The organism is Pseudomonas sp. HP_08 (assembly GCF_055284095.1).
In genome coordinates this window covers 70,344-93,780 of the sequence record NZ_JBTOQC010000008.1, presented here as the reverse complement: position 1 = coordinate 93,780, position 23,437 = coordinate 70,344, and the positions used below count along the sequence as shown (strand labels likewise).

Annotated in this window: 20 protein-coding genes; 7 read left to right on the top strand and 13 right to left on the bottom strand. The window is 61.9% G+C overall.

What is annotated here, in order from left to right; translation table 11 throughout:
• Positions 1–391: 391 nt before the first annotated feature.
• A complete protein-coding gene (locus tag ACYAS9_RS09090) occupies positions 392–802 on the bottom strand; it encodes a type II toxin-antitoxin system VapC family toxin (protein WP_463567972.1) in 411 nt (136 codons plus the stop codon).
• Positions 799–1,029, bottom strand: coding sequence for a type II toxin-antitoxin system VapB family antitoxin (gene vapB, locus ACYAS9_RS09085; RefSeq protein WP_463567971.1), 231 nt, complete (start codon positions 1,027–1,029; stop codon positions 799–801). The genes ACYAS9_RS09090 and vapB overlap by 4 nt, the downstream gene beginning before the upstream one ends.
• Positions 1,030–1,486: 457 nt before the next feature.
• On the opposite strand from vapB, the gene ACYAS9_RS09080 reads away from it, so the two are divergent.
• Together ACYAS9_RS09080 and ACYAS9_RS09075 are read left to right on the top strand one after the other, a co-directional pair.
• A complete protein-coding gene (locus ACYAS9_RS09080; protein ID WP_463567970.1) occupies positions 1,487–2,089 on the top strand; it encodes a nucleotidyltransferase domain-containing protein in 603 nt (200 codons plus the stop codon).
• On the top strand, positions 2,079–2,498 hold the full coding sequence (locus tag ACYAS9_RS09075; protein WP_463567969.1) for a hypothetical protein: 420 nt from the start codon (positions 2,079–2,081) through the stop codon (positions 2,496–2,498). Before ACYAS9_RS09080 ends, ACYAS9_RS09075 begins: the two co-directional genes overlap by 11 nt.
• A 317-nt stretch (positions 2,499–2,815) precedes the next feature.
• On the opposite strand, the gene bcsC is transcribed toward ACYAS9_RS09075, so the two are convergent.
• The 10 genes from bcsC to ACYAS9_RS09025 form a co-directional block, all read right to left on the bottom strand.
• Positions 2,816–6,358, bottom strand: coding sequence for a cellulose synthase complex outer membrane protein BcsC (gene bcsC / locus ACYAS9_RS09070; protein ID WP_463567968.1), 3,543 nt, complete (start codon positions 6,356–6,358; stop codon positions 2,816–2,818).
• Between the two features lie 4 nt (positions 6,359–6,362).
• Positions 6,363–8,624: a cellulose biosynthesis cyclic di-GMP-binding regulatory protein BcsB gene (gene bcsB, locus ACYAS9_RS09065; RefSeq protein WP_463568028.1), complete on the bottom strand. Its 2,262-nt coding sequence runs from the start codon at positions 8,622–8,624 to the stop codon at positions 6,363–6,365.
• A gap of 53 nt (positions 8,625–8,677) precedes the next feature.
• Positions 8,678–11,260 (bottom strand): UDP-forming cellulose synthase catalytic subunit, encoded by a 2,583-nt coding sequence (bcsA, locus tag ACYAS9_RS09060; RefSeq protein WP_463567967.1) that lies wholly within the window; start codon positions 11,258–11,260, stop codon positions 8,678–8,680.
• Positions 11,257–11,997 (bottom strand): cellulose biosynthesis protein BcsQ, encoded by a 741-nt coding sequence (bcsQ, locus tag ACYAS9_RS09055; protein WP_463567966.1) that lies wholly within the window; start codon positions 11,995–11,997, stop codon positions 11,257–11,259. The genes bcsA and bcsQ overlap by 4 nt, the downstream gene beginning before the upstream one ends.
• Positions 11,994–12,254, bottom strand: coding sequence for a cellulose biosynthesis protein BcsR (gene bcsR, locus ACYAS9_RS09050; protein ID WP_463567965.1), 261 nt, complete (start codon positions 12,252–12,254; stop codon positions 11,994–11,996). The genes bcsQ and bcsR overlap by 4 nt, the downstream gene beginning before the upstream one ends.
• Positions 12,224–13,867 carry a cellulose biosynthesis protein BcsG gene (bcsG, locus tag ACYAS9_RS09045; RefSeq protein WP_463567964.1) on the bottom strand — a complete coding sequence of 548 codons (1,644 nt, stop codon included), beginning with the start codon at positions 13,865–13,867 and terminating at the stop codon, positions 12,224–12,226. Before bcsG ends, bcsR begins: the two co-directional genes overlap by 31 nt.
• Positions 13,854–14,054, bottom strand: a complete 201-nt coding sequence (gene bcsF / locus ACYAS9_RS09040; protein WP_463567963.1) for a cellulose biosynthesis protein BcsF — start codon at positions 14,052–14,054, stop codon at positions 13,854–13,856. The genes bcsG and bcsF overlap by 14 nt, the downstream gene beginning before the upstream one ends.
• Positions 14,051–15,595 carry a cellulose biosynthesis protein BcsE gene (gene bcsE, locus ACYAS9_RS09035; protein WP_463567962.1) on the bottom strand — a complete coding sequence of 515 codons (1,545 nt, stop codon included), beginning with the start codon at positions 15,593–15,595 and terminating at the stop codon, positions 14,051–14,053. Before bcsE ends, bcsF begins: the two co-directional genes overlap by 4 nt.
• Before the next feature lie 384 nt (positions 15,596–15,979).
• A complete protein-coding gene (mltA, locus tag ACYAS9_RS09030) occupies positions 15,980–17,146 on the bottom strand; it encodes a murein transglycosylase A (protein WP_463567961.1) in 1,167 nt (388 codons plus the stop codon).
• Between the two features lie 157 nt (positions 17,147–17,303).
• Positions 17,304–17,486, bottom strand: coding sequence for a helix-turn-helix domain-containing protein (locus tag ACYAS9_RS09025; RefSeq protein WP_463567960.1), 183 nt, complete (start codon positions 17,484–17,486; stop codon positions 17,304–17,306).
• A 175-nt stretch (positions 17,487–17,661) separates the two neighbouring features.
• On the opposite strand from ACYAS9_RS09025, the gene ACYAS9_RS09020 reads away from it, so the two are divergent.
• Both ACYAS9_RS09020 and ACYAS9_RS09015 read left to right on the top strand, forming a co-directional pair.
• Complete coding sequence (locus ACYAS9_RS09020; RefSeq protein WP_463567959.1) at positions 17,662–18,324, top strand: hypothetical protein; 663 nt, start codon at positions 17,662–17,664, stop codon at positions 18,322–18,324.
• On the top strand, positions 18,317–18,967 hold the full coding sequence (locus tag ACYAS9_RS09015) for an RES family NAD+ phosphorylase (RefSeq protein ID WP_463567958.1): 651 nt from the start codon (positions 18,317–18,319) through the stop codon (positions 18,965–18,967). The genes ACYAS9_RS09020 and ACYAS9_RS09015 overlap by 8 nt, the downstream gene beginning before the upstream one ends.
• Before the next feature lie 107 nt (positions 18,968–19,074).
• Here the strand turns inward: ACYAS9_RS09015 and ACYAS9_RS09010 are convergent, their stop codons facing one another.
• Positions 19,075–20,385 carry a TerD family protein gene (locus tag ACYAS9_RS09010; protein ID WP_463567957.1) on the bottom strand — a complete coding sequence of 437 codons (1,311 nt, stop codon included), beginning with the start codon at positions 20,383–20,385 and terminating at the stop codon, positions 19,075–19,077.
• 224 nt (positions 20,386–20,609) lie between these two features.
• Between ACYAS9_RS09010 and ACYAS9_RS09005 the strand changes: the two genes are divergently transcribed.
• From ACYAS9_RS09005 to ACYAS9_RS08995, 3 genes are all read left to right on the top strand, one after another.
• The gene (locus tag ACYAS9_RS09005) at positions 20,610–21,593 is read left to right on the top strand and encodes a LacI family DNA-binding transcriptional regulator (RefSeq protein WP_463568027.1); all 984 of its coding nucleotides are present in this window, start codon (positions 20,610–20,612) and stop codon (positions 21,591–21,593) included.
• Between the two features lie 78 nt (positions 21,594–21,671).
• Positions 21,672–22,469: a sugar phosphate isomerase/epimerase family protein gene (locus ACYAS9_RS09000; RefSeq protein WP_463567956.1), complete on the top strand. Its 798-nt coding sequence runs from the start codon at positions 21,672–21,674 to the stop codon at positions 22,467–22,469.
• Positions 22,462–23,424 (top strand): sugar kinase, encoded by a 963-nt coding sequence (locus tag ACYAS9_RS08995; RefSeq protein WP_463567955.1) that lies wholly within the window; start codon positions 22,462–22,464, stop codon positions 23,422–23,424. The genes ACYAS9_RS09000 and ACYAS9_RS08995 overlap by 8 nt, the downstream gene beginning before the upstream one ends.
• The last annotated feature ends 13 nt before the right edge of the window (positions 23,425–23,437 follow it).

Genomic DNA, 23,437 nt, shown 5'->3' with positions numbered 1-23,437 from the left:
GAAACCGGCAGGCACGAAGCCTCCCACACACAGCCGCCATAACACGGAGCTGCGGGCACAAAAAAAGCGCCTGCAGTCGTGGTCTGGGCGCTGTTGCGCCTCTGTCTATTCGGGTTTCCAAGCCCGTTCGCTGGATTTACAGCGACTGGCGAACCATACCGGGCATCACCATGGCATGCAACCGCGCAATCCGATCCCGTTTAGTCAGGCGATGCGTCGCTTACGTCGAGACGATGTAAACCGGACAGGGTTGCTGGTCACGAGAGAAATGCAGGCGACGATGCGCGAGGGTACGGGTTCTGGATGGATTATCGGTATGCATGGGTGCAGCTCCTTCATCAGATAGAGCTGCCGGCTTCAATTTTCCCGTTGAAGCAAACCCCACGTTAAATCAGACCCAATCCTCATAGTCGAGCCCAGGAACTCGACTGAACTCACGAACATTATTTGTCACCAGCTTGCAACCTGCGGCGATGGCGTGCCCTGCAATCGCCGTGTCGTTATCACCGATCGACAATCCCGCGTCAGAGAGCGCGCGCTTTACCATGATCGTGGAATCCACAGCGCTCTGATCCCATGCCAGGATCCCGTCGAGGCGCTTTACAAAATCATCTACCAGCGTTTTATGCCTGGGCGATGCTTTTTTACCGATCTGCCCGTAGCGCATTTCCGCGTAGGTAACAGCGGATATGACAATGCGGTTCTTGCGCGCTACCTGCTCAGCCAAGCGCTGTAGAACAGACTCGGGAAGCTCACGCATGATGAAGGAGCAGATGCAGGTATCGAGCATGTAAGTGGTCAAAGGTTGAACCTGCCTTCATCGCTGACAACGGCAGGACGCTCCTGTAGAAAATCCTCATCCGCTTTGGGTTGTTTAGCGAGAGATAACCAGTCAGGCCGCGCTGGGCGCAAGGTGATGGTATCGCCTACACGAGTGATTTCCAGCTCGCCAATGCCCTCATAGGCCATGTCGGCAGGCAGGCGAATGGCCTGATTACTGCCGTTTTTGAAGATAGAGACTGTGCGCATGATTCATACTCCTGCATAGGTCAGACCTATGCAGGATAGGCGCCTGTAAAAACTCATGCAAGGCATGGCTTGATTAGTGGTCGATCTTCCCCCGACCTTGCTTATGCGCATGCAGCCGGTCGTCCGAGTGTGGCCCACGCCAAGCAGGCTTCTACCGTCCCATATCTGCTGCGCGACATCGCTATGCCAGCGACAAAGCGTGGCAATACCGAATAGCCCTTGATCGATCGGCATTACGCCTACAGGACTGCTCTGTATCTCTTGTACGAATGTTCCGAACGTTGGTTTGATTGATTATTTCGCGGCCTGATAGACAAACATGCATTGCAGATAGCAACGGTAAAACGCCTGGCCAGAGAGCAGCCTTACAAGTCGTTTAGTGCAAACTTCCCCTAAAGCCTTGATGATTCCCAAAAAGGGACCTATCGTTCCCTTTTTGGGACCTATGGTGTTAGCCATGTCAGCTATTTCATTGAGCGATGCACTGTTTTCTACAACCCAGCAAAAAGTCCTGGGACTGTTGTACGGCAAGCCGGACCAGAGCTTTTATGCAAATGAAATAGCCCGTTGGGCCAAGGTGGGTAAAGGTAGTCTGATGCGCGAGCTGGAGCGCTTGCACCGTGCCGGTATCCTCACCTTGAGCCGTCAAGGTAACCAGACGCACTACCAGGCCAATCCTGCTTGTCCCATCTATGGAGAATTGGCCGGCATCGTGCGCAAGACTTTTGGCATTGCGGAGGTACTGCGTACGGCATTGGCACCTTTGGCCGTGCAGCTGACGTGGGCTTTTGTCTATGGCTCCATCGCCAAGGGCGACGAGCATGATGGTAGCGATATTGACCTCATGCTGATTGGCGAACAACTGAGTTACGGCGAGGTCATGGAGCGCTTGCTGGAGGTGGAAGAACAACTGGGGCGTACGATCAACCCTGTGCTTTATAGCGTCGCCGACTGGCAGAGCAAAAAGGCGGCAGGCAGCAGTTTCGTCACTCGCGTCAACCAGCAGGAAAAAATCGATCTGATTGGCCAAGACCCGGAAAAGGTAACGAATGGGCTCTAACGATAATCTCGACAACCTTGTACGCAGCGGCAACCTCAAAGTTGAGCCTGCGGATAAAAAGGAATGTGAAGGGCTGTTTGGTTCGGCAGTCGATCGTCTCAAGGATGCGCACAGTTCAGAACTCTCTTTCGCCAGCCGCTTCGATCTGGCGTACAACGCCGCTCACGCCTTGGCACTGACGGCGATGCGATTGCAAGGGTATCGCTCGGACCGTCGTTATCTGGTTTTTCAATGCCTGGTTCATACGCTGGGGTTGAGCAAGGTTCAGGTACGACTGTTCGCGCTGTGTCATGAGCGTCGCAATCTGGCGGAGTACGAAGGCTATATGGACGTAGATGAGGCATTGCTGGCTGAATTGTTGAGTGCCACCGATGCGCTGGTGCCGCTTTTGAGAAAGGCGATGGCATAGAAAGGAGGCTGCGCCTTGACTATCGATCATCGCGGTTGTGCCACATTGAGCGCGGTGCCGGCAACGGCGTGTTGGTGCTGAGGCTATCAGCCCAGGCCTGAACAGCCTGGTGGTCAATTACGCGACCGGCGTCAACATCGGCCAAGGCTTCACAGGTCAGACGCTCAGAGACGCTAGCTATGACAGATCGGGGTTTCGTGGTGGTTGCCATGATGGGGTGCCTTCTGATCGTTGCTCGATTCAAAGCTGAATCATAGTAAATAGCAATGCATCATCATGCGCTCCATTCGAGCCACGTATTTCCACAAAATCCCCCCTCAGCGCATATCCCCATACGGCGTCACCGGCTCAATCGGCATTGGCAAATTGCCTTGCCATTCGTCGAAGTTGTAGCGCAGGTACAGCATCGCCCGGCTGGGTGCGTAGCCTTCGCTGTGTTGCAGCGAAACGCCGGTGCCGAGCATCAGGTGGTCGCTCAGGCGCCGTTCGACCTGGGCTTGCAGGCGTGCGCTGACGCCGGTGCTGCTACTGCCGGACTTGGTCAGGGTGGTGTCGTTGCCATCCACGTCATCGCCATCACCGAGCGGTACGCCCAGCGGGTACAGGTCGCTGCTGTCGGTGCTGGAGAACGACCAGCCGACCGAGCCTTCCAGTTGCGCCGACCAGTTGGCGTTGCGCCAGGCATAGCTGAGCGGCACGCCGATCGAGTAATACTGCTGCGGGCTGTAATAGCCGCCCTGCCCCAGGGTGTATTCGCTCAGGTCTTTGTCGTAGCCCCAGTACATCAGGGTCAGGCCGGTGCGCATGCGTTCGTCGGCGCTGTCCTTGAGGCGATAGTAATAACCGGCCATCGCTGAAAGCCGATGGTTGTCGGCCACGTTCTTGCCGCGCAGCCAATGGGTGCCCAGGCTGGCCCACAGGCCATCGATGCCGCCCTGGTCGTAACTCATGCTCAGGGTAAAGCCATTGCTGGTTACCCCGCCCCAGCGGATGCCGGTCACCGGGTCCACGGCACCGGCGTACGACACCACCGAGTTGCTCATCGGCCGGCGCGAAGCGGTCAGGGTCCAGCCTACCGACTTCCAGATACCGCTGTAGGCGACGCCGCCCAGCCAGTTGCCCACTTCAAAGCCCTGCGGCGTATGGCCGATGTCGACCGCCACTTGCTCGTTTTTCCAGCCCACGGCCACGCTGGGGCCGCTGGTGCTTTGCGAAGTGCTGCGGCAGCCGTTGGTCACCAGTTCGCCGGTGGCCCGGTTTCGCACTCGTACCGCACAGGTGCCGAACGCTTCGGTGTGCAGGCCGTTTTCATCGGTATCGAATTTGCTGGCATCGAGGTCGACCTGCTCGGCCTGGACAAAGCCATGGCCGCCAGCGACCGGCGTATCGACACGCACGATCGTGGTCTGGGTGGTCAGGTCGGAAATGCCCGGCGAGGTGCTGTCAGTGCGCCGGGTCATGTCGTGGTAGACGTTGACCGTGGTGTTTTGCTGTTGATACAGCTCATCGACATCGCTGCGCAGGCTGCGCGGCAACCAGTCGTCGTTGTCCTGGGCGCGGCTGGCGCGGGTCAGGGCGACGTTGTCTCGTGGGCTGGCTTCATCAGGCTTGATCAGACCGGCCGCGGCCATGGCCTGGGCGTAGCGGTCCAGCGCCTGTTGCGGATTGTCTTTGGCCTGTAAACGCGCGGCATCGCGGTAGATCAGCGGGTCGCTTTGCGGGGTTTTCAGCAGGTCGGCGAGCAGCGCCCTGGCGCGCTCTTTATCGCCAGCGCCCAGCCAGGCGTTGGCCAGTCGCCGTTGCCAGTTGGCCGAGGGTTGAGGCTGATCCTGCGCCGGCATCGTCAGGCGGGCCAGCGCCTCACGCGCGGCGGGTATGCGTTGGGTCGCGATCAGCACCTCGATCATGCCCAGTTGCGCTTCGGCATTCTGGGCATCGCTGGCCAGGACTTTTTTATACGCACTTTCGGCCGCCGGCCAATCACTGCGCTGCACCGCCCAGTCGGCCAGCGTGGCGTAGTCGTCGGCGGTCGGGTTGCGCATCAACAGGGCGATGGCCTGCGCTTCCTGGCCGTTGCTGCGCAACAGCTCGGCGCGTGCAAGCATCTGCCGACGCTCGATACGGGCGCCCAGCTCACGCAGGTTGTCAGTCCAGTTCGCCTTGGGAATCTTGCCCAGGCTGGCCAGTACTTCATCGTCGCGGTTGGCATTGGCCAGGTACAGGCCATGGGCATAACGCGCCTCGGGGTTGTTGCCCTGACGCGCCAGCAGTTGCGCGAAGGCGTCATCGGCCTGCTGCGGTTTGCCCAAGGCAATTTCAGCGGCCGCCAGACGATAGGCCAGCCACGGATTGTCCGGGTCCAGTACGCGGATTTTCTTCAGCACCGGGACCAGTTGCGCCCAGTCGGAACGCTCGCTGAGCTGATCGGCCTGCAGGTTCAGGCGGGCCAGTTCGATGCTCTGGCGCAGCGCGGCGAACTCGGCCTGATTAGTCGCCGGCAAGGTATTGAGAAAGGCTTCGGCGCGCTCGCTGGACTGCGCCCGATACAGCCGCACCAGCGCGCGGATCACGCTGCCATTGTCCGGCTCGACCTTGCGCGCTTGCAGCAACAAGGCTTCGGCCTGAATATCGTCCAGTTGTGCACGGGCGACTTCGGCCAGACCGATCAAGGGACCGGCCGATTGTGCATCCAGCGTACGTGCCTGCTGATACGCGTTGCGCGCTGCCGCATAGTCCTTGCGCTCAAGCGCCTGGTCGCCCTGTTGCAGCACCATCCAGTTGCGGGCGAGCTTTTGCAGGTCCTGCCATTTGCTGATGTAAAAGGTGTCCTGCTCTTTGCTCAGCGCCGTGGTAAACGCCGCATAGGCCGCGGCGTTCTTGTCCTGGCGCATCAAGGCGGTGCCCAGCGCACCGTGCAGGCTCGAGTCCTCCGGGTAGCCTTTCAGGGCGCGGCGCAGCAGTTGCTCGGCTTGCGCGCTTTCCTGGGCATTGCCCGAATCCTGCTCCAGCAAACGCTTGGCCTGGGCGCCGGCCTGCCAGGCCGGGTCGGCCTGCAAGCGTTGCTGGTCGGCCAGTTGCTGACGCGCGTCCTTGAGCAGCGGCGAATACGGGTAGTAGCTGACAAACGCCTGCCAGGCGCGCAGGGTTTCAGGGGTGACCGGTTGTTTGATCAGGTAGTTGTATTCGGTTTCGGCGGCATTGGTACTGGCCAGCGGATCGGCAGCCAACTGGTGCAGCACCGCCAAGGCTTCAGCGTCGCGTTTTTCGCCCATCAACAAGCCGACCAGCATCTGCCGAATCCCGGTATTGCCGGGGTAATCACGGTCCAGGGCCTGCAATTGCTTGATGGCAACCGGACGCTGGCCATTGACGCGGCTGCGGCTGGCCCAGTATTCCAGGGCCATGGCCAGGTTGGGTGGTTCTGCGCCGAGCACCTGCTCGAAGGCCTTGGTGGCCTCGTCGAAGCGCCCGGCGGCGGCCAGCAGCCGCGCTTGTTGCAAGGCTTGCTGGCCCTCCTGGCTGCGCAACCTGATCAGGGCGTAAGCCTGGCGACGTTGCAGCGAGTCGGGATACTTCTGGTCCAGCTCGCCCAGCAGCTGATTGATCCACGCTTCGTTGGCGGCCGGGTTGGCCAGCGCCTGAACCAGCTTGCCCAGCACCACTTGCGGGTGTTGCGGGGTGACCAGTTCCAGACGCGCCAGGGCGTCGTTGACCAGATCATCGCGGTACAGCGCCTCGCCCACGCGCATTTGTTGCAACAACCACTGCTGCTGGTCCGTCGCCGTCTGTGGCGTCTCGGCGGCCAGCGCCGCGCCGCTCAGGCAGGTCAGCAGCAAGGTCAAGCCCCTGAGCGAGCGCACCGGCTTATTCCCCATACGCCAGGCGACGGCGAGCCGCCCATTGCAACGCGCGCATGACCAGCAGCGAGATCAGCAGCACACCGAACACCGCCATGAACGCCAGCAACACTGGATGCTCGGACAGCTTGAACCACACCAGATTCCACCACGGCAGGCTGCCGACGTAGTAACGCTCGCCAACGATCTGGCTGTACACCCCGCTGTTGCGGATCAGCGCCACGGAGCCGGCCACGGCATTGAGCTTGCCGCTGTCGTTGAGCGTCTCGCGCAGCAGCTCGAAGTCGGCGTCTTCGGTGGCCAGCAAGGCGACGATGCTGCGCTGGGCATGAAACGGCGACTGCAGGCCGACGATGGCCGCAATCGGTCCTTGCGCCGACACCTGCACCAGGCTCGACGCCGGGTTGGACTCGCTGTGCGCATTCTTGTCGCTGGACTGCAACAGCCAGTCGCGGGAGCGGTCGAGCAGCAGGTTCATGTCACGGTTGTCGCGCATGTCCGGTGCAAACGAACCGAGCACCAGCAAGTCGGCGTCCTGCTGGGCGACCTGTTCCCAGTTGTCGCTGACTTGCAGCTTCATGGCCGGCAGACCGGAGCGTGCCGAGATGCCGGCCAGCGCTTCAAGGTAGGTGCTCAACTGCAGCGCATTGGGCTGTTTGGGCAGCATCACCCACGTTTCGGACAAGTCCGCCATGCGGCTGTAAGGGAAACCGCTGCGGGCAAACGCTGACAGGTCAGGCATTGCCATGTAGTGGTGATAACCGGACAGGTCGATGGTCGACTGATCGTCGATCACCGCCTGAGCGTCGATCGGCAACGAGGTCTGGCAGCGATCGCGCTGGGCGCCGGCGCCGCCGGTGGAGGTGAAGCTGAACTTGAACTGCAAGGTGTTGCGGTCGCCGACTTTCAGCGCCGGCATCGACACCTTCTCGTTAACGTTCGCCGACTCGCTGTTGAGCACCGCCAGGCGCAGCTCTTCGAGCTGGTCATGGCTATTGACCTGCAACGGCAGGCTGCTGATGAACTCGTTGTTGAGGCTGATGTTCAAGCGCGAGCCGTCATTGAACGGCGGCGGCGTGTAGCGGTAGCGGGCTTGCAGCGGAATGCCCTGGTTACGCCAGACGAACAGGTCCGGCGGCAGGTTCATTTCGACACTGATCGGCTGCGGTTGCAGGCCGCTGGCACGCAGTTGCTCGGGGTACTTGATCAGCTCGGCAAACCGCACCGGGCGGTCGGTGGCCATCCAGTTCGGCGCATCGTACGGCTTGCGCGGCTGCAACTGCTGCACCTTGTCGATCACCACCCGGTCGCCGCGCAGCAAGTCGCCGCCCAGCGCCAGCGCCTGCACGGCGGTGAGCAGGTCGGCCTCGTCGCGGCCCATCACCAGCAGCACCTTGCTGTAACGGTCGACCGGGCTGTCGATCATCTGCACCACCGGCGCTTCGACGGCCGGGTATTTCGCCAGGTCCGCCATGAACGCCGGGCGATGGCTGTTGGTCGCGAACACAATCGATGCACCGGCCGGACGCTCGGCGGTGGCGGCCGGCAACTGGTCGAACAGCACCGGAAATTGCGTGCCGCGCCAGGCCGCCTGGCTGCCGAAGTAGGAAGCCAGCACGCCGGCGGCGCGCTGCTCGCCCAGGGTCGGCTGGCCGGCGAAGACCATGTTCAGGCTGGGCAGGCCATGGCCGCGTGAGTCGAAAAATGGCACCGGAAAGTACGCCAGGTCATTCTTGATGATCAGCGCCTGCTCCTTGAGCGACACCTGGCTGACGCGGCTGACGTTGACCCACAGCGCGCTGTTGGACGGCTCTTCGCAGATGTCGGTGTAATGCCCGACGAACTCCAGGCGTACGCGGTTGAAGTCACTGACCAGACGCGGGTCCAGGGCCACCTGGCGCACGGTCTTCTTGCCCAGTTGTTCCTTCTCGATGGGCACCACGCTCATCAGCACATCATTGAGGTAGATGCGCAGGTGCGACAGCGTCGGCAACAGCGCAGGCGACGGGGTGTACTCCAGTTGCAGGCCGGCCTGGCTGGCAATCCGGTCACGGCGCAGGGTGAATTCGAACTGATCGGTATTGCGTGTGCCCAGCAGCAGGGTGTCAGAGGCCCGGCCCAGGCTCTCGAAACTGTGCAAGACATCCCAGCTCGGCGGCAGGGCGACAGCCGGCGCCACGGCAGGCGCTTGTGCCGGTACCGACACCGGCGCCTTGAGCGCTTGTGGCAACGTTTGTTGTGGCTGCGCCTGAGCCTGCGCGCAACCCATTGCCAACAGCAGCAGGCTGGTGAGCCTGAAATTCAAAGAGCGACTCATGGAGCTCATACCGATCGAGAAGTTGAAGAAGGGGACGCCTTGGCAAACCGCGGCACGTAGCTGATCAGCCAGGCACACGCACGCACGAACGGTCGTGCCAGGGTGCGGGTCCAGGCCGGCAGGTACTGATACAGGCGGTAATAGCCCGTCGCGCCCAGACGCAGCACTTCGATGAAGCTGTGCAGCGGGCGGTCCGGCGAGAAATTTTCGTTCCAGTTCAGCCAGGCGTCGGCGCGGGCGAAGGTGCACTGCACGTAATCGATCTTCTGCGCCGGCGACAACGCATTGAAGGCGATGCCGACCAGATTGCGATGGCTGCGGGTCACCACGCCGGGGAACAGGAATTCACGGTTGCCGCGCTGCATCATCAACGACACACGCTCGCCCAGCGGGATGGAAAGCTGCGCATCCAGTTCCAGGCCCACGCCGCCGTCGGAATAGTCGACCAGGGTGCCGGTATGAAAGCGCCCGTTGGGCAGGCGCAGCGCCGCCGGCAAGCGCGCCAGCACGCGGTGGGCTTCACGTACCTGGCGCACCTCGGCGGCAATCGCCACGGCGGAGCCGACGATCAGCAGGTTGTAAAGCACCCACAGGCAACTGACCAGAATCGTGCCGATTTCATCGCTTGGGCCGTAGTACAGCCGCCAGCCCGCAAACCCCAGGCCGACGATATTGAGCAGGGCCAGGATCAGGTACGGCCGGGCGATGCCCCAGTCGAACTGGTTTTCGGTCATCAGGCCGCCCTTGGCGGTGACGTTGAACTTGCCCTTCTTGGGGTTGAACAGTGCAACGGTGGTCGGCCGGGCGATGTACCAGGCCAGCACCGTTTCATACACCTCGCCCCAGAACGTCAGGCGGTGCTCGCCCTGAATGCGTGAGTTGGTCAGGCTGGCGTGAACCATGTGCGGAATCACGTACAGCACAATCATCACCGCCGGGGCGTAAATGATGTAGGCATGAAACAGCAGGAACGCCAGCGGTGCGGTGAGAAACACCAGGCGCGGCAAGCCGACCAGAAAGTGCAGCATGGCGTTGGCGTAGCAGATGCGCTGGAAGAACGTCAGGCCTTTGCCCAGCAACGGGTTGTCGGTGCGGAAAATCTGCGCCATGCCACGCGCCCAGCGGATGCGCTGGCCGATGTGCGCCGACAGGCTTTCAGTGGCCAGCCCGGCAGCCTGCGGAATGCGCACATAGGCCGAGTTCCAGCCACGGCGGTGCATGCGCAGCGCGGTGTGCGCGTCTTCGGTGACGGTCTCGACGGCAAAGCCGCCGATGTCTTCGATGGCCGCCCGGCGCAGCACCGCGCACGAGCCACAGAAGAACGCGGCGTTCCACATGTCGTTGCCGTCCTGCACCAGGCCGTAGAACAGCTCGCCTTCGTTGGGCCGCTTGCGGAAGGTATCAAGATTGCGCTCGAACGGGTCCGGCGACAGGAAATGGTGCGGGGTCTGCACCAGCGCCATTTTCGGGTCGCGCAAAAACCAGCCCACGGTCAGTTGCAAGAAGGAGCGCACCGGCACGTGGTCGCAGTCGAAAATCGCGATCAGCTCGCCGCTGAGCTGGCCCAGCGCGCGGTTGAGGTTACCGGCCTTGGCGTGCTTGTTGTCGGCACGGGTGATGTAGTTGACCCCGGCCTCGGCGGCAAACTGCTTGAAGGCTTCGCGCTTGCCGTCGTCCAGAATCGAGATGCGCAGCTTGTCGTGCGGCCAGTCAAGGCCCAGGGCTGCGTACACCGTGCCGCGCACGATCGACAGGTCTTCGTTGTAAGTGGGGATCAACAGGTCGACGGTGGGCCACAGGCTCGTGTCGCTTGGCAACTGCGCCGGCTTGCGCTGCAAGGGCCAGCAGGTCTGGATATAACCGAGTACCAGCACCAGCCACGAATAGGTCTCGGCCACCAGCAGAATGACCCCGAGCACCAGGTCCAGCGGGCTGTCCCAGTTCAGGGTTTCGGTGTAGCGCCACCACAGGTAACGGCACGAGACGATCAGCGACAGCATGATCAGCAACAGGGTCGGAAAGCGTCCCGGCACCCGCCGCACCAGCATGGCCACGCCCCACAGCAGCACCACGAACAGCACTTGCGAGGTCAGGCTGAACGGCTCGGTGATGCACATCACCACCAGCATCAGGCCCAGCACGCCGCACAGGCCGTTGAGCCACACCTGTTGACGCGGTCCCAGGGTCGACCACCAGTGCGTGCTGCCTTGCATCGAACGGCTCTGGCTGACCTGATCGGGCAAGCCATTGAGGGCATAGCCCACACGGCTCCAGAGCGCTTGATTGAGCCGGCCGACACGCTGCAACCACAGCGGCACCGACCGGCGCCGCGCATGTGGCCAGGGCTGAAACAGCAGCAGCCAGAGGCTTTGCAACAGGATGCGCAGCGGGTCGCCGGCACTGGGCACCTTGTTGGCCAGTTGCGGGTACCAGCGCTGACGCTGTTCGATCAGGCGTTGCCAGACCGGCGATTCCAGGCGCAGGAAGACCCAGGCCAGCGTGCTCAGCGTGGACAGCCACAACGCGGTCAACGGGTGGCAGTCGTACTGACGGCGCAACGACCGGTAAGCAAACCCGCGCCCGATCATGCGGCCTCCAGTTCCTGGCGACGGGTCAGGCACCAGGTCGCCAGGCTCAGCGCATCCTGAGCACCGAGGCTGTCGGGCGCGTACTGGCCCACCGGTTGCCGAAAGGCCATGGCTTCGCGAATCGCCTCGTCGGTGTGTACCGTCAGCGGCAGCAAGCGACTGCCCGGGCTGTTGCGCCAGACCAGCAACAGGTCGCGTTGCAGCTGGCTGCCCGCATCGAAGCGGTTGATCAACAGTGGCGCTGGCGCATGGCCGGGCTCTTGCCGGGCTTGCTGCAACAGGGCCATGCAGGCAGGGTCGGCCTCGGCGACACAGATCGGCAACAGGCACGGACCGATGCCGGCATGCCCCGGCAAACGTTGCGGCACATCGAACAACAGCCAGTCGTACTGGCCGGCCAGGCTCGCTTGTCGTTGCGCCCACACGTGCGGCTCATTGAGCAGGCGCTGCTCGATCAACTGGCTTTGCGCCGCACTCAGGCGGCCATAAGGCAACAGGTGCAAAGTGTCGTTCAGGCGCCAGGCATGCTCGTACCAGGGCTGGCCGTCGAGCAGCGCCCGGGCCCAGCCCGATGGCTGCTCAATGGCCAGATTGAAGTGCAGGCGCAGCTGGTTTTCCGGGCACATGTCGATCATCAACACCCGCTCGCCCAGGCTTTGCAGGGCAAAGCCGAGCGCCGCCAGCAACGAGGTGGTGCCGGTTCCGCCACGGATACCCGACAGGCTCAAGGCACTCACCGACGCGCCTCGCGGATAATCGACCGATCGTTTTTATCGACCGGCGGTGCATCTTCGACCGGTTCCATGGCGCGTGTCAGCTCGACCAGCAACGGCCAGCGCTTGAGCGCCTGGCTCAGTTCCAGTTGCGCCGAAATGTCTACGTAGTGCAGGTCCGACAGATTCAGGTCGGCCTTGAGCCGTGCGATGTCATCGGCCCGCTCGTTACGCGACAGCGTGGTTTTTGCTACTTGAACCGTTGTGGGTAAGGCAGCCATGCGCCCTTCTCCTTGATCCGAACGTAAGGCTTGCCGGCGTAATCGAGCACCACAGTGCCGGCGTTTTCCGACACCATCGGGGTCTGCGGCAGGTTGGCCAGCAGCGTCTGCCAGTCCGGCTCCAGGCCATCGCCCAGAGGGCCTGCGGCGTACAGCCGAGCGATGATTTGCGACAACGCCAGGTAACTGCTCGGCTCGCTGACATGAATCGGGCCGTTGGCCGGCGGCTTGCCCATGCCCACCAGCTTGATGCCGACCGGCACATGGGTAATCGAAGGGCTGGGAATTTCGCGCATGCCGTCGATCTGCATGCGGTCACCGTGCAAGGCTGCGCCGTGCTCGGGCACGATCACCACCGCGACACGCCGGCCGCTTTTTTCCAGCTGCTTGAGGAAGGCACTCAAATCGTCGATCAAGGCCTGGGCGCGCGGCTTGTAGTCGGCGCTTTTGGTGCCGCCATCGCTGGTCAGCGCGCGGTTGCCGTCATGCAGCGTGGTGGTGTTGTAGAACAGCGCCACCCGCGCATTGTCCTGGCCGACACGGTTGAGCCACCACTTGTCGAGCACCTCGCGGTCGCGCCAGATCGGCGAGCCATCGAAGCCGACCAGGGCACGTTGCAGGTTGGCGGTGCTGACTTGCGGCGCCGGCAGCGAACCCTGGCTGCGCACCTCGTCGATAAAGCCTTCGAACTGGCCGGTGTGGTTGAGCATCACCTGGCTGTTGAAGCCCAGTTTGCGCAAGTCGTCCATCAACAGGCATTGCTCGGCGGCCATGCCGTACAGCTTGCTGTGCGGTTGCTGGCCACAACTGGCGCGCAACAACCGAATCGCCGCCGGGCCGCTGTAAGAGGTGGCCGAGTTGAAGTTGTCGAAGATCATGTCCATCTGCTGGAACAACGGGTTGTCGCGCAGGCCCACCGATTCCAGATCGTCCCAGGCCATCGAGCAGATGTTGATCAGCAGCAGGTCGAACGGTTGGGCCGCCGACGCCGACGGCTCGAACTTCACCTGACGGCCCGCTTCGGTGGTGTAGAACTTCTGCAGGTAGGCATCCAGCGTCGGGCTGTCCGGTTCTGCGCGACTGACCGCCGCCGTGCCTGGCGTCTGCGCCACGGTTTGCGGCCCGCTTTGTAAGCCAGGCGCCTGCATGGCCAGCAGACTGGCGCTGCCCAGCCAGGCAAAGCCTGCCAGGGTCAGGGTGGTCAACCGCAGCCACTGGCGCACGAAAAAGTACGCCACGGCCAGCACCAGCAACTGGCCGCACAGGTTCCAGTCAATAAAACGCCCGGCCAGTTCCAGCAGGTACTCGCCACTGAAATTCAGCACGCCCGGCTGGTCCAGCAAGCGGCTGAACGGCGGCAGCCAGGTGTCCTGGTAAAACAGCGCCACGCCCACCGGCACGGCAATCAAGGTACGCAGCCACAGCAGATAACGATGCGGCAACGGCACCAGCAGCACGGCCGCCAGCACCAGGTTGGGCAGCCATTGCAGGTTCAGGTAACCGCCCCAGAACAGCACCAGCTTGATAATGAAATACAGGTTCCACAGCCCAAGCCCAGGCCAGGACCAGGTCGATGCAGGACGTGCAGTGACCGCATGCTCAGGACGGGTCATTGACATCGCTCCTGGCTGGCGCAACAGGCAGGCGACGACGCACGCCACGCGGTTTCAGATAGCGCGGCGGCAGATGGTTTTGCCACCAGTGGATCAGGCGTTGGCCAACACTGCGCAGCAGCAGGATCAGCGCCACGGTCAGCACTACGCTGACGGCAATCACCTGCAGCAGCTGGGGGTAATTCATGAACGGGGCTCCGACAGCGTGAGCGTGATGCGTTGCGGCACAAAACCGGCCTGGTTGATCGAGCGGTGCAGGTCGGCAGTGACTTGCTGCACCGCCTGCTGCGAGATGTCCAGCACCACCGGCGCCTCGACAAACGCCAGGCGTGGCAAGGCGTCCACGCCGGCCAGCACCATGCAGTCACTGAACAGGTCGCGCCACGGCAAGCGGCAGACATTGCCCAGCGCAGGCTCCAGGCCGTCGCCGCGGCAGGCGAACAGAAACAGGTAGAACTGGCCCTCGACCACACAGGCCACATCGCCAAAACGGCGCAGGCTGATCTGGCCCAGGTACTGTTCGACGTTCAGGTCGCCGCGCGGGCGCAGGCGCAACAACTGGTGGTCCAGCTCGCCTGTGGCGCCCTCATAGACCTGATCGAGCAGGTCGATAAATTCCTTGGGGCACAACAGGCCGCGCTGGGCCGGCGGGCGCAGCCGATCGAACAGCGACTCGAAGTCGGTGCGCACACGCTGGCGCCAGACCTGGCTCTGGGCGCTTTCGACCAGGCTCAGGAAGTTGGCCAGCGTGGTGTTGCACGGCACGATCAGGTTGGCGCCGCTGGCCAGCAACAGGCGCTCGTCGCGGTAGCGCAGGCACGGCTCCATTTCGCGCACGATCACCTTCAACGCCACACCGCAGTGTTCGCGCAGATCGTGTAACTGACGCGCCAGCAGCTCCACATCCTCATTGCTTTCAATCGCCACGATGACACTGGCGGCACGCGCACTGCGCGCTTGCTGCAACAGCTCGTCGCGCTGTTCGAACACACGCCACTGCCCGGACAACGGCGCGGCGCCTTCGAGCACCAGGCGCTGGGTCAGGTAGATACGCTGATCGTCGGTGCGCGATTGCGCAGGTGTTGAACCTTGCGTCTTGCTCAGGGCAAAACCGCTGTCGTTCTCTTGCAGGTCGAACATTTGCGCCGCGCAAACGCCCAACTGGCTGTGCCAGTAATTCAATTGGTAATGAATCGCACCGTCTTGACGGTACAACTGCGCCAGCCCGGAGAGTTGCTCGTTAAACCCCAGCAAACACTCGTGCAATGACGGCGATTGTCCGCAGCTTATGACCAGCAACGTGATACCCAGCGGCATTAACCACTGGCGCATGCGCACACACCAGCGTTGCAGTTGCGGCGCCTCGAAAGTCTCCAGCCAATCGGCGGGCAACATCAATACCAGTTGGCTGCCACGGGCAACTCTGATGCGCTGCAAGTCCACAATAAGCGAGTGGAATACAGTCGATGCGGCATGATCGGAATCAATGGCAAACAGACGTAATGCCGCTGGCCCCTGATCGGCAGCCAGACGGTCGGAAATAACTTCAGGTTCAGAGCCAACGCACACCAGCGTCGCGGCCTGCCCGGCCGGCAAAGCGCCGAGGAACTGGCAGGCAAGCGTCTGCGCATCCGCAGGCTGGTCCAGCGCAATCCAATACAAGCCTCCCTGGCGCAATAAAATATGCTCATCCTGCAACTGCCGGATGGCCAAGGTGACAGGCCCCAAAACCTTCTACTCCATTAATCCGAATGCACAGGCAAGGCTCAATCGTAATGATTGAACACGGGCGAGAAACCAGAATGTCGATGAACAAACACTAAATAAGGACAGATGAATTAAGCGGTCGCCGGGAATATCGGCAGCGCGGGCTATCACTCAAGGGCGGCATGATACGGAGGATTCCCACCGGCTGACCAGCGCTAAAACAAGCCTGTTGGAGGCAGGGAAAACGGTGCGTCATGAGGCGCATAGTGTGCTATCAAAAAGCCAGTGTCAATATTGTGTGACGACAGGTTGTTTAATTGAACTAGCGTTTAAAAACGACAGTTTATTGACCTTGAAACGGTCGAAAGAACCCTCTCCTGCGCTTGATCAGAAGAGGGTCCTGCCTTACTGCGCCGGCAACGCCATGCCCTTGGGCCATAGCAGCCACACATTGCCTTTCTGCTTCATGTCGCCGGCCAAATGCCCGGCGGCATCGCCAGTGCCCCAGAACAGGTCGGCCCGCACTTCACCGGCAATCGCGCCGCCGGTGTCCTGGGCCGCCACCGGGCGCACCAGCGGCGTACCGTCGGGGCGCGTGGTCGACAGCCACAACAGGCTGCCCAGCGGAATCACCTTGCGGTCGATGGCCACGCTGTAACCGTCGGTCAACGGCACATTCAGCGACCCGCGCGGGCCTTCGTTGCTGTCCGGGTTGCGGGTGAAGAACACATAGCTGGGATTGCTGGCCAACAGCTCCGGCACCCGTTGCGGGTTAGCCTTGGCCCAGCCGGCGATGCTGCCCATGGTCACCTCTTCTTTCTTCAGTGCGCCCTGCTCCACCAGCCAGCGACCAATGGCGCGGTACGGATGGCCGTTCTGGTCGGCATACGCCAGGCGCGCTTGCGAGCCGTCCGGCAGGCTGACCCGGCCCGAGCCCTGAATCTGCAAGAACTGCAAATCCATCGGGTCGGTGAGCCAGGCGATCACCGGCGCATCCAGGCCTTTGGCATTGATGGTCGCAGCATCGTCATACGGCTTGAGCACCCGCCCCTCAACGCGACCGCGCAAGCGCTTGCCCTTGAGTTCCGGGTACAGGCTGTCGAGGTTGACCACCACCAGGTCATCGGGAATGCCATACACCGGCACCGTGGCCTGCTCGGTGCGGGTCAGGCTGCCGGGGTAGACCGGCTCGTAATAACCGGTGATCAAACCGTCGGCACTGCCGCCTTCGGCGCGCAGGCTGTACACCTGCAGGTTGGTGTGCAGAAAGGTGCGGATCTCGGCGGCCGTCGGCGCCGGCGTCAGGCTGGCCGCAGCAGCGCAGGAGGCGCCCCATACCGCATCCGCCTTGAGCCGCGTACACGCACTGCGCCACGCACCGAAGCCGGCCTGCAGATCGGCATCGGCCACGACCGGCAGTTCATCCCAAGAGCCTTGCTTATAAGTGGTGTGCGGCTCGGCAGGCTTGGCCGGTGGCGTGGTCGCAGGCTTGTCGGTGTTGTCGCAAGCGGCCAGCAGAACCAGCGAAGAAATGACCAGGGCTTTGCGCCAGGGAGTGAAGAAGACAGGCATCGGCGGGCAGTCCTATGAGTAAAAAGCGCCCATTGTGGCTGATGTTGAGCAAGGGGCAAGCCTGAAGAGGTTCAGGGCTTGCCTGAATTCATGGCAGAAGCCGTCCGTAAAAATCGCCCTGTCTCCTGTTTTCGGCTCAGGTTAACGGCATCCAGGCTTATGCGGCCTGAGCGATATGCCGCTCAACAGGCAGGCCAGCGGTCGCAAGCATGTCGATGCTGAACAGCGTGATCTTGCCGCGCAGCCAATCAGAAATGCGTGGCTGAGTGACGCCGAACAGCTTGGCGGCGTTCGCTTGCGACAAGCCCTGAGCCTCAATGCGTTCTTTCAACGCAATCATCAACGTTACAGATCAATCAAGCACACCTGTCGCCTGGCCAGTGCGGTGCTCTGAGAGAGGCTGTCCATCCAGAGCCCGCATTGATTTTGTCGCAACACAGACCTTGATTCGCAAGCAAGCGAAGATTAGATTGATTAGGTGGTGATTTTAATTACCTACCTAATCAGGAGTCACCATGGCACACACTGCAGAGCCCATTGAGATTGGTCATGCCATCAGCGGCAATTTCCGCGCGCTCGCCAAGTTAAGCGATGAGAGTGGTGTCCTCATCCCGGTTCACAACGCCTCGCCGGAGGTGCTGGAGGGGCTTACCAGATCGCTTGAACTCGTAAGCCAGCTTTATACGGAGAAGCTGGCACCTGTTTCGGCTGATGTCGTCGCCAAGATTGTTGAAATGTACGTCCCCAAGACCCCAGCGCCCTCCACTGTACTCATGCAGGCCAAGATGATGGCCCAGGCCAAGAATGGCGTATTGAAAAGCGGAGACTGGATCACGGCAAGCGACATTTCTGAACTGGCCAATTTCAGTGCTACGAATCCCAGCACCCAACCCAGCAAATGGAAGCGTGAAGGCCGATTGTTCGCTATTCGACATGACGGCATCGACTACTTTCCTGTCTACGGCCTGGATGAGCGCACGGGGTATCGCCCTGTCAGCGAACTGAAAGAAATTATCGCCGTTTTGCTAACACGCAAAGACGGCTGGGGCATGGCTTACTGGTTCGCTTCCTTGAACGGAAGACTGGACGCCAGAGCTCCGAAGGACCTACTGCGCACAGCCCCTGAACGGGTTCTTGATGCGGCACGGATCGAGGTGGCTGGAATAACCCATGGGTAAGGCTGAACGCCCCGATATTCCTGACGGCGAGCTGTTCCTCTCTTACATCACTGTACCGGCACAGACCGTTCTGCATCGAATACACCTGCGGCAGTTTGGACCGACCCAGTTCAATCCTGTCGAAACAGGCAATGCGCGCTTTAGCCCGATCAAAGATTCTACGGGTCAGATTGTTCCTACCCTTTATGCCGGAACGACGTTCCATTGTGCTGCCATGGAAACGCTATTTCATGAGGTTCCGTATACACCTGGATTCAAGACTTACCAGCGCAGCTTGATGGCGGGCAATGTTCATTCCCGGATCGTGGTCAGGAACGACCTGATCCTGGTCGATCTTTCCTCGAAAGCGCTTCGGCAATTGGGTATCGAGCGCAGCTCGCTGATAGATACTGTCTCGGGAGAATACCCATATACCCGGCAGTGGGCCGAAGCCATTCATGCGTTCGCACCGCATGTCCAAGGCCTCAGATGGGTGTCACGCCAAGACGATACGGCAATGGCCATCGTGCTTTTCGGTGACCGCATAAGCCCCAGTGACATTGCCTTGCATTCCCCGGGCCGGGACGTGCTTCACGACCCGGCAACCCTTGATGAGGTGGTGATGCTGGCGGCCTTGATCGGTGTTCTGCTACTCGACACTTAGTGACCAAGGCGCTGCAAACGCTGAAAATCTACGACGGCTGACGCCGCCGATCGGGGCGCCGACCGGCCCCTTGCACACGTCCGTGTTGACTGCGCGAAAACGCGAGATCAAACATACCGCCGGCCGTGGTCGTCGTAGTCATACTCGTCGTCATCGTCATAATCATCGCCCTTGAACACTTCCGGGCCGTCCATGGTCAGCAGCACCGAATCGTTGCTCCAGGTCAGCCATGGCGTGGCTTCGCTGCCTTTTTCGGAGGTCACCCCCGACGGGCTGAGGACGATGTGTTCCTGATCGATCTCGATCAGGCCGATCACGTAGGTGTAGATCGAGCTGCTGACGGTGCGGCCGAACCAGCCCTTCTTGGCCTCGGGAAAATCAAAGGCGCACTCGACCACCTGGTCGCCGTATTCCATGCGCATTTTTGGCTTGAGCGAGGCGACCGACACATCGCCGTTTTCCAGTGCGGAATAAACGCTGCACACTAGCGCGACCTTGCCGCCCATTTGCCGGGAGATGTGCGGGTTAATCTCGACCGTTTCCCGCGCGGGTTCCAGCGCACTGGCGCTGACCACGTCGCCGGTATGAAACACGAATGGATCGACATCGAAGGCGCCGCGTTTTTCCGGGGCCTGGATGATCGACATCTGGCCATTGGGCCGCAGGATGCCGATGCGCAGGTCCAGGTCGTCGTTGTCGCGGCCATCGCCGTTATCGACCCAGGTCGCGCTGACGCGGATGACCTTGGGCGCGCTCGGACTCTTGTCCAGGGTGACTTTGTGTCTGGCACCGGGTTTATCGAGGGTGATCACCGATTTGGTGAGGTTCACTGCAGCCGGTGGCGGCGGTGCCTGAACGGTGGGGGCTGCTACCACCGGCGCGTCTGCCGCCGGTTCATCGACGTCGATGCCATACAATCCGCACAACCCCGCCAGCCCGCTGGCAAAGCCCTGCCACACCGAGCGCGCCTTGACCTGGGCATTACGCACATACAGCTCCAGCACGATGATCCCGGTTTCTGCGCTGAACGCACCCGGGGCCAGTTCCAGCACCTGGCTGCCCGCGACCACCTGCGCCTGCAACGCCTGCACCTCGGCAAAACCTGCGCCGCTGCCGTCCTGGGTCAGGGTGATGGCGATCTTGGAAATGCCCGCCGGCAACCGTGCCAGATCAAACTGAATGCTGTGGCTGACGGTGGCGCCCTGCGTCACCGGCGGCGAGAACGTGGCCGCGCCCGAGGCATGCGCCGGCGCATTGAAGAACACCATGCCGCTGTCGTCGATCACCTTGCCGCTGTCGGTGAGCAGAAAGGCCGTCAGGTTGACGTCCAGCCGCGCATCGGCGCCGTGGGTCACGATGACTTGGCCCTGGGACTGATCGAGGGTGGTGTTTTCGCCGGGTTTCAGGCTCTGGCTCACAGATAACTTCCTGTTTATTGATGAGAGATCGGTATGCAGACAGTGCAGGCTTGAGGTTGTTCGCAGGCGCCGTTCAAACCTTGAACACAATGCCGTTTATCCAGCCCCGTATTGACGAGCGCGTCACATTGGTGTTTTCTGAAACCGTTTTCAGACCCGCCAATAAAGATAAATGGGTGTTCGATTTGAGTAGTTTCCCTGCGTCACAGCGTGCGCGCGTGACGATGAACGACGTGGCCGAGCTGGCCGGCGTCTCCAAGGCCAGTGTCTCGCGCTTTATTGGCGAGGACCGCCAGTTGCTCTCCGAGGCCATTGCCTCGCGCATCGAACACGCCATCGAAACCCTCGGTTATCGCCCCAACCAGATGGCGCGCGGCTTGAAGCGCGGCCGCACACGCCTGATCGGCATGTTGGTGGCGGACATTCGCAACCCCTATTCCATTGCCGTCATGCACGGTGTCGAAACCGCCTGCCGGCGTCACGGCTACAGCCTGGTGGTGTGCAACACCGATCGCGATGACGAGCAGGAACGCCTGCACTTGGCGGCGCTGCGCTCTTACAACGTCGAAGGCCTGATCGTGAATACCCTCGGCCATCACCTGGATGAGCTGCGCGACTTGCATCAGGAATTGCCCATGGTGCTGGTGGATCGCAACGTCGATCAACTAAACAGTGATCTGGTCGGGCTGGATAACTTCGCTGCCGTGCAGCAAGCCATCGACCACCTGCAAAGCAGCGGCTACCGCGACATCCTGTTGCTCAGCGAACAACAGGACGGCACCAGTTCCCGCGCCCAGCGCGTAGACGCCTTCAACGCCTTGATCGGCCAACGGCCTGCACTGCGCGGCCAGGTGTTGCAGACCGACGAGCATCTGTCCGCCAACCTGCAAGCCTTTCTGGCCTCGCCGGGGCCCGGCCCCAAAGCCCTGTTCACCGCCAACGGCGTTGCCACGCTGACCGGCACGCGCCTGCTGCGCGAGCTGGGTTGCGCGCTGTTCGAGGACATCGGCCTGATCGCGCTGGATGAACTGGACTGGTATCCCTTGGTCGGCAGCGGCATTACCTCCCTGGCGCAACCGACCCACGAGATTGGCGTCACCGCCTTCGGCTGCCTGCTGGACCGGCTGCGCGGTGATCCGGCGCCGGCCCGACGGCTCGATTTTCCGGCCCGATTGATCGTACGCGGCTCAACGCGACCGCGACCCTGACCTGCTTGATAAAGGTTGATTCAGTACGCCCAGCGTTTTTTCAGTTAAAAATGAAACCGGTTTCAGAGGACAATAATAATGAGCTTGAACCCCGTATCCATCAGTCTTTCCAGCTTCGGCGCCGACCTGGTGCGCCAACGCGGACAGGCAGCGTTCATCCCCTTGCTCGCGCAGTGCGGCGTGTCGCGCATCGAGCTGCGTGAAGAGCTGTTCACCCACGAAGACTTTCCGGCGCTGGCCATGGCCATAAACGCCCATGGGCTGGAGTGCCTGTATTCGTCGCCGCTGGAGCTGTGGCTGGCCGATCAGCCGCAGCCCAACCCGGCGCTGGTCGCCACGCTCGAACGAGCAAGAACCTGCGGCGCACGCTGGCTGAAAGTGTCACTGGGGCATTTCGGCCAGCACTGTGATGTGCAGGCGCTTACGCAATGCCTGGCAGGTTACGAGGTGCAGTTGCTGGTGGAAAATGATCAGACGGCCCACGGCGGCATCATCGCGCCGTTCTGCGATTTTCTGCCTCAGGCGCGGGCTCTCAAGCTCGATATCGCCATGACCTTCGATGTCGGCAATTGGCAGTGGCAGGCGCAAAACGTGCTCAGCGCCGCGCAGCAATTGGGCCGCTATGTGCAGTACGTGCACTTCAAGGCGGTCACCCGTGACAGCAAAGGCAAGTTGATCGCCCTCCCGCCCGCCGAGGCGGACCTGCCCGAATGGCGCGCCGTGCTCGCGCACATGCCCGCCGCCGTGCCGCGCGCCATCGAATACCCGTTGCAGGGCGACGACCTGCAGGACGTCACCGCGCACCAGGTCAACCTGCTCGCGCGCCTCTGCGCGGACACATCGGTCCAACAGCCAGAGGTCGCCCAGCATGCCTGACATCGACATTCTTTCCTTCGGCGAAACCATGGCCATGTTCGTCGCCGAGCAACCGGGCGACCTGGCCAACGTCGGCCATTTCGAAAAGCGCATTGCCGGCGCCGACAGCAATGTCGCCATTGGTCTGGCACGGCTGGGTTTCAACGTGGCCTGGCTGAGCCGGGTCGGTAACGATTCGCTGGGCCGCTTTGTGGTCGACAGCCTGCAGCGCGAAGGCGTGAGCTGTGAACACGTCACCGTCGACCCACGCTTTGCCACCGGTTTTCAGCTCAAGTCGCGCGAGCTCGAAGGCGCCGATCCGGTCGTGGAATACTTCCGCAAGGGCTCGGCGGCCAGTCATCTGAGCATCGACGACATTGCTCCGCACCTGCTCACGGCCCGGCACCTGCACGCCACCGGTATTCCGGCGGCGCTGTCGGACAGCTGCCGCGAGCTGTCGCAGCAATTGATGACGCGCATGCGCAGCGCCGGGCGCAGCGTGTCGTTCGATCCCAACCTGCGCCCGTCACTCTGGCCGAGCCAGACGCGCATGATCAACGAGATCAACGCCCTCGCCCGCCTGGCGCACTGGGTGTTGCCGGGGCTGGCCGAAGGTCGGCTACTGACCGGTCGTGAAACCCCGGCCGACATTGCCGCGTTCTATCTGGACCTGGGCGTGGAGGCCGTGGTGATCAAGCTCGGCGCCGACGGCGCGTATTACCGCACCCAGACCGATCAGGGCTTTGTCGCCGGTGTGCCGGTTGCCCACGTGGTCGACACCGTTGGCGCCGGCGATGGCTTTGCCGTCGGCGTGATCAGCGCCCTGCTCGAACACCACGGCTTTGCCCAGGCGCTGGCCCGGGGCAACTGGATCGGCAGCCAGGCGGTGCAGAGCCGTGGCGACATGGAGGGTTTGCCACGACGGGCCGCCCTCGAGGCTGCATCGCCCACGCAAAAAACCGCGGAACCGGCCTGACCGGCAATCCGTA

What these genes read in the sequence shown, in the direction of transcription:
- vapB (WP_463567971.1), bottom strand. Translation starts at nt 1,029, where the DNA reads ATGCGCACAGTCTCTATCTTCAAAAACGGCAGTAATCAGGCCATTCGC.
- ACYAS9_RS09080 (WP_463567970.1), top strand. Translation starts at nt 1,487, where the DNA reads ATGTCAGCTATTTCATTGAGCGATGCACTGTTTTCTACAACCCAGCAA.
- ACYAS9_RS09075 (WP_463567969.1), top strand. Translation starts at nt 2,079, where the DNA reads ATGGGCTCTAACGATAATCTCGACAACCTTGTACGCAGCGGCAACCTC.
- bcsB (WP_463568028.1), bottom strand. Translation starts at nt 8,624, where the DNA reads ATGGGTTGCGCGCAGGCTCAGGCGCAGCCACAACAAACGTTGCCACAA.
- bcsA (WP_463567967.1), bottom strand. Translation starts at nt 11,260, where the DNA reads ATGATCGGGCGCGGGTTTGCTTACCGGTCGTTGCGCCGTCAGTACGAC.
- bcsR (WP_463567965.1), bottom strand. Translation starts at nt 12,254, where the DNA reads ATGGCTGCCTTACCCACAACGGTTCAAGTAGCAAAAACCACGCTGTCG.
- bcsG (WP_463567964.1), bottom strand. Translation starts at nt 13,867, where the DNA reads ATGACCCGTCCTGAGCATGCGGTCACTGCACGTCCTGCATCGACCTGG.
- bcsF (WP_463567963.1), bottom strand. Translation starts at nt 14,054, where the DNA reads ATGAATTACCCCCAGCTGCTGCAGGTGATTGCCGTCAGCGTAGTGCTG.
- mltA (WP_463567961.1), bottom strand. Translation starts at nt 17,146, where the DNA reads ATGCCTGTCTTCTTCACTCCCTGGCGCAAAGCCCTGGTCATTTCTTCG.
- ACYAS9_RS09025 (WP_463567960.1), bottom strand. Translation starts at nt 17,486, where the DNA reads ATGATTGCGTTGAAAGAACGCATTGAGGCTCAGGGCTTGTCGCAAGCG.
- ACYAS9_RS09020 (WP_463567959.1), top strand. Translation starts at nt 17,662, where the DNA reads ATGGCACACACTGCAGAGCCCATTGAGATTGGTCATGCCATCAGCGGC.
- ACYAS9_RS09015 (WP_463567958.1), top strand. Translation starts at nt 18,317, where the DNA reads ATGGGTAAGGCTGAACGCCCCGATATTCCTGACGGCGAGCTGTTCCTC.
- ACYAS9_RS09005 (WP_463568027.1), top strand. Translation starts at nt 20,610, where the DNA reads ATGAACGACGTGGCCGAGCTGGCCGGCGTCTCCAAGGCCAGTGTCTCG.
- ACYAS9_RS09000 (WP_463567956.1), top strand. Translation starts at nt 21,672, where the DNA reads ATGAGCTTGAACCCCGTATCCATCAGTCTTTCCAGCTTCGGCGCCGAC.
- ACYAS9_RS08995 (WP_463567955.1), top strand. Translation starts at nt 22,462, where the DNA reads ATGCCTGACATCGACATTCTTTCCTTCGGCGAAACCATGGCCATGTTC.